10 protein-coding genes and 1 pseudogene are annotated in these 10,762 nt (G+C 62.8%); 8 read left to right on the forward strand and 3 right to left on the reverse strand.

Annotated features, from left to right (window positions below; all coding sequences use genetic code 11):
- Positions 1-19: 19 nt before the first annotated feature.
- From Q8O26_RS18965 to Q8O26_RS18975, 3 genes are all read right to left on the reverse strand, one after another.
- Positions 20-622 carry a hypothetical protein gene (locus tag Q8O26_RS18965; protein WP_305578470.1) on the reverse strand — a complete coding sequence of 201 codons (603 nt, stop codon included), beginning with the start codon at positions 620-622 and terminating at the stop codon, positions 20-22.
- Positions 622-1,038 carry a hypothetical protein gene (locus Q8O26_RS18970; RefSeq protein ID WP_305578472.1) on the reverse strand — a complete coding sequence of 139 codons (417 nt, stop codon included), beginning with the start codon at positions 1,036-1,038 and terminating at the stop codon, positions 622-624. The genes Q8O26_RS18965 and Q8O26_RS18970 overlap by 1 nt, the downstream gene beginning before the upstream one ends.
- A 74-nt stretch (positions 1,039-1,112) precedes the next feature.
- Positions 1,113-2,639 carry a heme peroxidase family protein gene (locus tag Q8O26_RS18975; protein WP_305578474.1) on the reverse strand — a complete coding sequence of 509 codons (1,527 nt, stop codon included), beginning with the start codon at positions 2,637-2,639 and terminating at the stop codon, positions 1,113-1,115.
- A 500-nt stretch (positions 2,640-3,139) separates the two neighbouring features.
- On the opposite strand from Q8O26_RS18975, the gene Q8O26_RS18980 reads away from it, so the two are divergent.
- From Q8O26_RS18980 to Q8O26_RS19015, 8 genes and pseudogenes are all read left to right on the forward strand, one after another.
- On the forward strand, positions 3,140-4,741 hold the full coding sequence (locus Q8O26_RS18980) for a tetratricopeptide repeat protein (protein ID WP_305578476.1): 1,602 nt from the start codon (positions 3,140-3,142) through the stop codon (positions 4,739-4,741).
- Positions 4,742-4,750: 9 nt separating this feature from the next.
- Positions 4,751-5,854 carry a phosphatase PAP2 family protein gene (locus Q8O26_RS18985; protein ID WP_305578478.1) on the forward strand — a complete coding sequence of 368 codons (1,104 nt, stop codon included), beginning with the start codon at positions 4,751-4,753 and terminating at the stop codon, positions 5,852-5,854.
- Positions 5,855-5,877: 23 nt separating this feature from the next.
- The gene (locus Q8O26_RS18990) at positions 5,878-8,124 is read left to right on the forward strand and encodes a hypothetical protein (protein ID WP_305578480.1); all 2,247 of its coding nucleotides are present in this window, start codon (positions 5,878-5,880) and stop codon (positions 8,122-8,124) included.
- Between the two features lie 60 nt (positions 8,125-8,184).
- Positions 8,185-8,346, forward strand: coding sequence for a hypothetical protein (locus Q8O26_RS18995; RefSeq protein ID WP_305578482.1), 162 nt, complete (start codon positions 8,185-8,187; stop codon positions 8,344-8,346).
- Between the two features lie 54 nt (positions 8,347-8,400).
- Positions 8,401-8,541 (forward strand): annotated as a pseudogene (locus Q8O26_RS19000) (DDE-type integrase/transposase/recombinase); the annotation flags it as partial.
- A 398-nt stretch (positions 8,542-8,939) separates the two neighbouring features.
- The gene (locus tag Q8O26_RS19005; protein ID WP_305578484.1) at positions 8,940-9,893 is read left to right on the forward strand and encodes a DctP family TRAP transporter solute-binding subunit; all 954 of its coding nucleotides are present in this window, start codon (positions 8,940-8,942) and stop codon (positions 9,891-9,893) included.
- A 76-nt stretch (positions 9,894-9,969) separates the two neighbouring features.
- Complete coding sequence (locus Q8O26_RS19010) at positions 9,970-10,578, forward strand: TRAP transporter small permease (protein WP_305578486.1); 609 nt, start codon at positions 9,970-9,972, stop codon at positions 10,576-10,578.
- Positions 10,575-10,762: TRAP transporter large permease subunit (locus Q8O26_RS19015; protein ID WP_305578488.1), on the forward strand; the 188-nt coding region annotated here is incomplete at its 3' end. The genes Q8O26_RS19010 and Q8O26_RS19015, both read left to right, overlap by 4 nt.

Here is a 10,762-nt window from a genome sequence, read left to right on the forward strand (position 1 = left end):
TCTCGCTATGGGGGACATGTCAGTTCGGATCCCTCGGGCGCGTCGCGGAGTGAGCGTCCGTTGTTGGCGAGGGCGGCTGCTGGTTTGTTCCCGGCGGTGTACCGGTGAAGGCTTGAGCGGTGCGCTGCCGCGGTAGCCGGATGAGATCATTCTGGTTGATCAGCGGACGCAATTGAATCAGGTTTCCGCCGTCATCGAAGACGAACTCATAGACCTGAAGCCGTTCATTGAGGGTAGGCGCGCTCGTTCCGCTAAAGGCGCCGCCGATCGGTCTTCCGACTTCCACAGCCTTCTGTACGAGGTTGACCAAAGCCACTGCCACTGCGGTCGTGTCCTGATTACTGGTCAGACTGCTCATCGCACCGCTCGGTGTAAAGGCGGCCGTAAGGTCATGCTTGGCGAGGAATGAGCTGAACTGCAACGCATATGCGCGATTAGTGTTGGGCACGAAGGTGACGCTTACCTGCTGGCCGCTGACGACAAGCAGCGGCTTCTGCTCGTAGACCCGTATTCCATGTACGTCTGAGCCGGGGGGCGCGGGCACAGCGGTTACTCTGGCACAGGCTCCCAACACCATTGTGGAAGCGAGAATCGCAATTGCGGGGCGGATTGAAATAGCCATCACGGCACCGCCTTCTGGGGCGGCGTGTTGCGGGGCGCGAAGGCCTCGCGAGCCTGGTTGGCTGCGTAGGGGAGGAACAACGACGCCCCGCCAATGATGAAGGTGCTCACACCGTTGAGCATGCTGGCGACGTTGGCCGGGTCATTGATCGCGTTGAAGATCACGGCATTGCCGATGCCCCAGAAGAAGGCCGCCAGGACGAGCGCGCCGATCAGTCCAGTGACCCGGCTGTAGCTGGTCGCCAGCCCGTTTGCCGCATTGTTCGACTGCGAGCCTGCGGTCGTCTTGGCGGCATTCTCGTCCTTCTCGAGGACGGCCTGCCCCAGATCAACGGTACTCAGCGCGGAGCGAAGGAGAACGGCCGTGCCGATGTTGAAGACACCGATCGCGACGAAGGTGATTGCTTGCTTGTCCATTTTCGGCACCCCGATTAGGCACAGACGCGAATGGCAGGCCGGTCGGCGCGCTGGCGCCGACCGGAGGGACGGCCTCAGTCGCCGATCGGATTGACGACGCCGGCGAAGGTGATGAGGTCGACCATGGTGAACACGCCAGGCACCTTGCCGAACCGGGGCTTGAAGGGGCTGGTCTGCAGGTAGGAGCCCTTACTGCCCTGGACGATGCCGATCAGGACCTCCGCCACGATGGTCTTGCCGACGGGCCCGAGGTGCAGGCCCTGCGCCTTCACCTCGGCTTCCTTGAGGATGTAGTACCAGAGCGGCGTTTTCTTATCGAAGCCATGGGCCTTGGCCACGACACCGTCGGGACCGGTCGAGAGTTCGGCGGACGTCAGCGGCGTGATGTTCATCGCCCTGGCCACGTCCTGCCCCGACGGGAGCTTCTTCTGCACCCCGCGACGCAGATTGAGAGAAGCGAGGCTCGCGCCACCCGGGAGCGAGTGAAGCTCAGGCGTCAGGAGCGGATCGATCCGGTGAGCGAGGTTCAGCCTGAAGTTCGGGTTGGCGCCCTTGGTCTTGAAGTCGAAGAAGCGACGCCAGTCGATGACCCAGTTGCTGGGCAGTACGGGCTGCGGCAGCGGGATTGCCGGATCCTGCAGGCTGCCGACGAGTTCTCCGGACTTGCCGCTGAACCGGAACAACAGTTTAAGCGTCGCCGGAAAGCCGCCATCGGTGTTGAACACCCGATTGTGGCTGTAGACCTCACGGACCGCCGAGTGGCCCCAACGATAGGCGGCGGCCGAGAATTCCATGGGAATGAAGGGCCAGCGCTTGAAGCGGTAGAAGCGCCGACCGGCATGGAGGATACGGTCGGCGATGCCCTTTTCGCCGGTGATGGTTTCGAGAAATTCGTGCAGAACGAGCCACTGGTAGTGCCAGACCACCTCGTCGCGTGCGCGTTTGAACAGCTCATGTTCGGGCACCTTGTCGACGTCGCGCAGATGCGCCACGACCTTGTTGTGAAAGTGCATGAAGGCAAGATGCATCTGCGCAACGAGGAGGTTCTCGTCGTTGCGCGAGTCGCCGATGATCGCGATGCCGGTGACTGTGCTGCGCGGAAGGTCGCCGCCCGGCACGTCGGGTATCGGACCCGATTGACCCGTCGGATTGTCGCTCGCCGGAGCATTGCCGATGATCAGCGAAGGCAGCATCTTCAATGTCGCCGCGTCCCGCTCATACATGAACTGCGAGCCGTCGGGCCCGAGGCCATAGACTGAATCGAGGTCCAGCGCCGGCGAGCGGAAGTTCTCCTGCGCCTCCGGATCGTCCTGCTTCTCGCCGATCGACGTCAGATCGAGCGTGATGTCGTGATCGATGAACTGGCCGAAATAGGTGAAGCCGGCCGGCATGTCCGGGTTGTCCGCCCGCGCGGGATCGACGTTGTTGTTCTGGTCGACCGGGTCGATCATCGCGGCGGCGAGCGCATTCAAAGCCTGGTCGTCGGCGACGAGGGGCTTCAGGCTCGGAAACATGTAGCCGAACAGTCCAGGATCGTCGTTGGCCTTGGACTTCAGCGCATCGGGCCTCGGCTGACGAGGTTGAATACCGTGGGCTTGCATGTGTCACCTCCAAGTTTGAACGTGAGACATGTAATCATCCTGAAAATTTTGGTGTTGTGAAAAAATCGTGAAATATTCTATTATGTATTTGATTTTTAATCAGTGGAGATTCTCTCTCTCATTTCAATCTATCAATCGATGTCATGCTGCCCAACGCGGTCGGCGAGTGCGATGAGCCACCTGATCGTCTCACGCGTGGCGGGCGTCAAATGCTCATCACGAGAAGCCTCAAGCGCCAAGTGCCTGAATTCTCTCCAGCGCAAATGAAAGTCGGCGAGATCGCGCGGCTGCGATAGGGCCGCAGGCGCCCGTCCTTTATCGTCATCCTTTGCGCCCTTTGTCATTCAGTCAAAATACGCAATCGGCAACGTAAGAGTGCGTGAATTAAGTGTGAAGCGCCTTGGTCAAGACAGTCGGATGGTATTAGATACCTCTCGGTAAGAGCCTGGGGGCGGCTTGTGTCAGCGAAGATTCTGGAGATCAATCTTTTCGGAACTTGCATGGTCAGGTCCGTTGTGCCGAGCACCTTCGAGATCACGGGCGCCAAGCATAAAGCCTTGTTCGCGCTACTGGCCACGGCCCCCTTCGGGAGGCGGACGCGCTCGTTCCTTCAAAACACGCTTTGGGGAACAGCCTGCTACGATACGGGTCGTCAGAGCTTGCGAAGAGCGCTTGCTGACATCAAGCAGGTCATGGGCGACAGCTTCTCGAAGGTGCTGTCCTCGACCAATGCGGAACTGACGCTGGACCTTGCCAAGGTCTCCTTCATCGGCCGGCCTGGTAGCGGGGCATTTCTCGAGGGGCTCGATCTGCGCGAGGCCGGGTTCGCGCAATGGGTCGCCGGGGTTCGCTCCCATCCCGACCAGCTCCACGGCCTTTTCAGCCTAACAAGTCAGTCTTCACCCCCGTCCATTCTGCCGACGGTAGCTGTGCTGCCCCTCCGGTCGATATCGGGGGATCCAGGCGAAGCAGCATTGGGCGATTGGCTCGCCGAGGAGGCGTGCCGATCACTCAGCCGTTCCCGCTTGCTTGCAGTGATATCGCATCTCTCGTGCCGCGAATTGGTGCGACAGGTGTTCGATATCGCAGCCGTGGAGGCCCGGTTGCGCGCCGACTTCTGCGTCGCGGGAACCATCCGCAGCGCCGGCGCCAATGTGATCGTCGATGCCGACTTCATCGACGTGCGGACGTCAGCGATTATCTGGACTCGACAGTTCTGCGCCAGCCGAGACGAGTTCAATTCTCTGGTGGCCGAGCCGATCAAACTGATCGTGCAAGCGGTCGGATCCGCAATCGCGGATCTTGCGTTGACCCATATCGCCGGCCGGGTGGTCACGGATATCGATGACCATCGACTGGTCGTTGCCGCTGTGCGGCTGATGCACAGGCCGACGTTGAGGGAATTCGCGCGCTCGCGCGAGTTACTCGAAGAGGCGAGACGTCGCGCGCCCTATTCCAGCGAGATCCATGCGTGGCTTGGCAAGTGGCATGTTCTCAGCGTCTTCAATCGCTGGAGCACGGACGAGGCCAGCGACACCCAGCAGGCCCTCGATTGTACCGCTCGGGCTCTCGACATCAGCCCTGACAACTCGTTCTCCCTGACCATCGACGGGTTCGCACAGAACAATCTGCTCAGACGCCTGGATGTTGCAGAACATCGGTATGAGGCAGCTCTCGAAGCGAACCCCAACGAGGCGCTGTCTTGGCTGTTGAAGGGCGCTTTACACACATTCCGTGACGAGGGCAGCCAGGCGGTAAACGCAGTATCGGTTGCTCGTCGCTTGTCGCCCATCGATCCTTTCGGTCACTACTACGATGCGCTCAGCGCCGGAGCTCACCTGGCCGCCGACGATCCGGAAGAGTCGTTGCGCCTGGCCGATCGGGCCATCGCGGCCAATGATCGCCACCTCTCCATTCTTCGCATCAAGATCGGGGCGTTACACCGGCTCGATCGTCTGAGCGAGGCCCGTGCGGTAGCCAGCGAACTTCTTCGCAGGCAACCCGCATTCCAAGTCGATGACTATCTCAAGAGCCACCCGTCCGGGGGGTTCAGAATAGGCCAACAGATGGCGGCCGCCCTCCGCGCATCGGGCATACCATAGGAGTTGCTCATGGCGACGTTCGGAAGTCTCGGCAGTCTCGGAAGTCTCGGAAGTCTGGGAAGCCTCGGCAGCCTCGGCAGCCTCAATGCCAGTGGCCTCGGGTCATTCCTTCCCGGAGATGGCGTGGATATGACCCTCGTGCAGGGCATGCTCACGGCCAATGAAGCGATCCGCCATGTGGCACTCGCGGACGGAACACCCGATCCGGGCTTCATCGCCCCTCTCCCCACCGCCGCCGGCTCGAACATGATGGTCTGGGCGCAATGGGTTCGGGCTTCGCTCTACCTCACCGAGGCCCTTCGGAATCTGAACTGGTCGGGCCCTATCGAGGAGGCCGGCGGGATGTTTGAGATGAGTTACCACGGCCACAGGTTCATTTCCGTGGAGAGGCCCGACGTCGCCGTCTTCGCGAAGCAGACAGCGCACTTGCGGTCCTACATGGACCAGCGGAGCGAACGCGCGGCCGAGATCATCTCGCAGATTAGCATCCCGCCAGAGTATTTCGGCACCATCCTCGGGCTGACGGCTGCCCGCAATCCGCGAACCCTCGAACTGATCACCATTTCACTGGTTCTGGCTGCCCATGTCGCGATGGTCATGAAGCATCATCTTGCCTGTCGCCGGCCAGATAAACTTGACCCGACGATCATGCCGATGATCACGACGCCTGGTCACGGCGCCTTTCCCAGTGCTCACGCGACAGAGGCATTCGCTATCGCGGTGGTGCTCCGTGGGCTCATCAGCGAACCCGAGGTCGCACACCATTTTCCCGAGATCAGCCGAATTGGTCGGCTGCTGTCCAAGCAAGCTGAGCGCATCGCCGTCAACCGAACGGTCGCCGGCGTGCACTTTCCCATCGACTCCTGGGCCGGGGCCGCGCTCGGAGAGGCCGTTGGGCAGATCATCCTCGGCCTCTGCGGGGCCGCCGACGGCAGGGTCGTGCCCTGCACCTACCGCGCCAAAGCCCATAGCGATTTCCTGTTGAGGGAGTTCGAGGGACCCTCCGCTGAGGCGCACGGACTGACCCGCCTTGAACCCGACTTCAAGATAGATGCAAGCCCGGTTCTCGGCTGGTTGTGGCGTTCGACCATCGACGAGTTTCGGCTCACATAGACTGTTCAGATCGGCACACCGTCATGGAACTCAACGACAAAGCTACCCTGAGCAAGATCGCGGGACCCTACGAGGTCTGGGCGCTGGACGAGCCGGGACGGTCGTATGGCATCGGCGCCTTGTCGAAAGCCGACACTCGCCATTTTGCGGCGATGGCGGAACTGCCAGACGATCATCTGCTCCTTCGTGAACGCTCGATCTCCACGACAGAGAATGGCCGCTTCCGGACACCTATCCTGTGGAAGAACGCCTTCATGAACATGGGCAAGGCGGCGTGCTTCGTGCCGATGGTTTTCGAGCCGCCCGTCCCTGCCGGGGACCGGTCTCCGACATCGCGCGACATCGCGACTTCATTGTTCACGCTGGCCGCGATCCGCAAAGAAGCAATGTTCACGACCTTCGGTGGTGACATCACGCCGGCCATACAAACAGGCTTCCGTGTCAACTCGCCTCTGCCTCCGCGCACGGTGGAGACGTCAGATCCGCCGAACGGCGACGGCCGCCCGGTCGTGACAGACACCGACTTGGTGTCGCGCCTACCGAACGAGGCGGGCGTTCCGCCCGTGGTCATCGTTGCTGTGATCGACGACGGCATTCCGATCGCCACACGCAACCTCCGGGATCGGAATGGCAGGTCGCGCATGGAGTTCTGCTGGCTGCAATCCGCGCCTCTGGCGGAGCCGCCACTTTTTCGAACTGTTCTTTTCGGACGGGAACTGACCGGCGAGGACATCGCCGGGCTGGTCAAGAAGCACCAAGGGGACGAGGACGCGATCGAGCGGGCCGCCCGCAGCAGGCACGCCGGCGAGCCACACACCGGGAGCGCTAGCCATGGAGCAGGTGTGCTCGACCTCGCCGCCGGTTTCCACCATCTTCCCGATGGCGCCTCCGGTCTCGGTCTGGACCGCATTCGCGTCATAGGCGTGGAGCTTCCCGCCCCCGTGATGCTGGACACCGTAGGCTTCGGCAAGGACGCTTTCGTCCTCGCCGCATTCCACTACGTGTTCGCCCGGGCCGACGCGATCGCCGCCGCCTATGGCGTGAAGGCCCTTCCGCTGGTGATCAACTTCAGTTTCGGGTTCAGTGGCGGCCCACATGACGGTACGGATCGGCTTGAGCAGGCCATCGAGGATCTCGTCAAGGCCCGCAAAAAGGAGGCTCCGACGGTCCTGGTCATGCCGGCGGGCAATACATTCAACAGCCGCCTCTACGGCGAGATCGACGTTGAACGCGCTTCACTACCGGCCTCCGGCATCCTGCCATGGCGACTCCAGCCGAGTGATGCGACGTCGAACTACCTGGAGGTCTGGTATCCCGCTTCCCCAGGCGCGGACGACCCGCCCGGCGCCGGCGAAGATGGAAAGCCTGGATGGCCCGAAATCTTTGATCCGTCAGGCAGTCCGGTGTTCCTCAAGGAAGGCCCCGCGGGGACGGCATCTCATACCGACATCCGCCCGCTTTTGCGCGATGGCCATCAGATCGGCCAGGTGAGCCTCGACCGGTTCCGCGGCAGACGCTGGCGGCTTCTGATCGTCCTGGCTCCGACCGAGCCGCGCGATCCGGCTCTGCCGCGCTGCCCTGCCGGCCTGTGGCGCGTCAAGGTCGATGGCACCACTGCCGAAGGCCGCGGTGTCATCTCGTGCCGCCTGCAGCGCGATCAGGACTTATCAGGACGCAATCCAGCATCTCGCCAGAGTTACTTCGACGATAGGAATGATGTTCCAATCCACGAAAGCGGACGGCTCGCGACGGAGGATACGCCCGGTGCCTTCGTCAGGCGGTTCGGCACCTTGAACGGCCTGGCGACGCACAACCATGTGCTGGTTGTCGGTGGCTTCGTCGGAGACGCGGTGCTGGACGGTTCTGGCGGCGAGATGACTGTTCGACCGGTTCCAGCCGCATACAGTTCTGCGGGTCGCGATACGGCCACCGGCGGACCTAACGTCCATTGCTCTGCGTCTTCTGACCAGTCCTACGCCGTGCGCGGAGTTCGGACGACGGGAACCCGCAGCGGCTCGTCCGACCGCTTGATCGGCACCAGCGCAGCAACTCCACAAGTAGCCAGGAATATTGCATTCGCATACCTTCATTCCGAGCTGCCCCACCAGTCGCTGGGATCCCATAAACTCGGCGATGTACCGATAATGAACCTCCATGTTTTCCCAGGAACTTCGGGGGGATCCGAATTTGGAGCAGTCTTGACGCGACGGCTTGGAGCAGGCGTTCTCTTCACCCCGCGAAACTGGGGCGGCTCACCGGAGGTGTCATGACGGCACTGTCAGAGGAACATCGGGGTTACCCTGTAAGGGCAGGGCAGCTAGCCGGGGTCCATGTCCCATACTCGCCTGTTTCGCTACTTCAAGACGTCGCCCGAGGTGACCCGCCTCACGGTGATGATGTCTGTTCGCTACCCGTTGCCGTTGAGGAACGTCGCCGGCCTCCTTCATGAGCGCGGGATCGACGTGACCCATGAGACGGTGCGGTTCTGGTGAAACCGCTTCGGTGTGATCTTCGCCGCCGAGATCCATCGCAACCGCGTCGAGGCCATGCGGGCCTTCCGCCACCGGCGCTGGCACCTCGACGAGGTGTTCGTGAAGTTCAACGGTGTGAAGCACTACATCAGGCGCGCGGTCGATCACGAAGGCGAGGTACGCAAGAGCTTCGTCACCAGGAAACTTCGCAAGGCAGCGGCACTTGCGGAGTGGCGCCAGCCCCACGCGGCCTTACGATGCGCGAGGGCAGGGCACTCTGAGACCGGTTTGGTTTGTCTGACGTCACACATTGGCGGAGCCGGTGACCAGGAAACGACCAGGACGATGTTCCTTATCAACCGCCGTCTTGATCGCCAGCGAGAGATTGGGGCCGCGCTGGAACTCTCTGCGACGCGCGGGTCGCCGGCTTGCAGGCGCGCACCCGGACATAAGGTCGCTACAATTCTCTTTTGAAGCCTGACCGGGCGCATGCGGGCTTGAAGAGGCCGCGATACTCTGAGTATAGAACAAAATAAGCTGGGAGCCATGTGAGACTCGCCGGCAAGAGGGAGACGCGACCCATGAAGATGACCCGCCGAACGGGCCTCAAGACCTTGGCGCTCGGCGCCACACTGGCGCTCGGCGCCGCCCCGGCCCTGGCCCAGACTCAGGTGACCTTCCAGCATCCGATCGGGATCAACAGCCACTACGGTGCCGGTACGACCGCCTTCAAGGAAACCTTCGAGCGGCTGACCAGCAACCGCTTCAGCGTGGTCTATCAGCGCAACGACAACGAGCGCGAGACGATCGAGGCCGTGCAGATCGGCACCATCGAGTGCACCATCACCTCGACTGGCCCGGTCGGCAATTTCGTGCCGGAGACCCGCAACCTCGACGTGCCCTTTCTGTTCCGGGACACCGCCCATGCCCGCGGCGTGCTGGACAGCCCGATCGGCCAGGAACTGCTGCAGCGCTTCCCCGCGCGCGGCATCCTCGCGGTGGCCTGGCTCGAGAACGGCTTCCGCCATATGACGAACAGCCGGCGTGAGGTGAACACTCCCGCCGATGTGCGTGGCCTGAAGGTGCGCACCATGGAAAACCCGGTGCACATGCGTGCCTTCCAGACGCTCGGCGCGCTGCCGACCCCGATGGCGTTCAGCGAACTGGTGCCGGCGCTGCAGCAGGGTACGGTTGACGGGCAGGAAAACCCGATCCCGGTCATCCTGAACAACAACCTGAACCAGGTGCAACGCTACCTGACGCTGACCGGCCACGTCTATTCGCCGGCGCTGCTGCTCTGCAACCCGGCCTTCGTGAACCGGCTGAACGCGCAGGATCGCGCGGCGCTCGTGCAGGCCGGCCGCGATGCGGCTGTGGCGAATCGCGCGCGCGTCACCTCCGACGAGCAGACCGGCGTCGACGAACTGCGCCGCCGCGGCATGACCGTGGTGACGCAGGTCGACAGCGCCGCTTTCCAGGCCGCGCTCGCCTCTGGTTCCGCGCAGATCGAGCAGGGTCTCGACAGCGCTCTGCTCAGCCGCATCCGAGCGTGGCGCCCCGGCTCGTGAGCCTGGCTGAACTGGCCTGACCGAGGGCGCAGGGCTCAAGACCCTGCGCCCTTTTATCTGCCGCGCTGGAGAATCGATGAACGCGATCAATGTCCTGCCCCTGCAGGTGACCGCCGTTGCGACGGTCGCTGCCGTGGGCTTCGCCTTGTGGGCGGGCCACCCTGACGGCCAGCCCGGCGGCGCGCGCGCCTTGGCGCGCCGCGCCGTTCTGACCCTCGATCGTGTCACGACCGAGCTTGCGGCGATTATCGCCTGCCTCGCAATGACGATCGCCGTGGCCGCTGGGGCCTGGCAGGTGGTCGCCCGCTTCGCGACCGAGACACCTTCCTCCTGGTCGGAAGCTCTGGTGCGGGTCGCTCTGATCTGGATGGCTTATCTCGGCGTGGCGGTCGCATTGCGCGCGGGAGCGCTGGTTTCGATCGATGTCGCGCATCGCCTCACGAGCGGCGCCTTGCAGCGGACGATCGAGGCGATGTCTCTGGCCTGCGTGCTCTCCTTCCTGGGCGTGATGTTCTGGTTCGGCTGGGCCATGACCGAACGCGTGCAGTTCCAGACCATCGCCGGCCTTGAGTTCTCGATGGCCTATGCCTATGCCGCAATCCCGCTGGGTGCGCTTCTGGCCATGGTGGGCGCGATGGCGCATTTCCTCGACCGTCGGTCGGAAGAACTGGAGAACGCGTCATGAGCGGCACGATGCTGACTGTCATGCTCGTGCTGTTTGCAACCAGCGTCCCGGTTGCGGTGGCGATCGGTCTGGCTGCCGTGGTCGGGCTCGCCGGCTTCACCAATTTCCCGCTGATCGTGGCGGCGCAGCAGCTTTTCATCGGGCTCGACCGCTTTCCCCTGGCGGCGATCCCCTTCTTCATCCT

This window comes from Phreatobacter sp. (genome assembly GCF_030691135.1).
GTDB lineage: Bacteria > Pseudomonadota > Alphaproteobacteria > Rhizobiales > Phreatobacteraceae > Phreatobacter.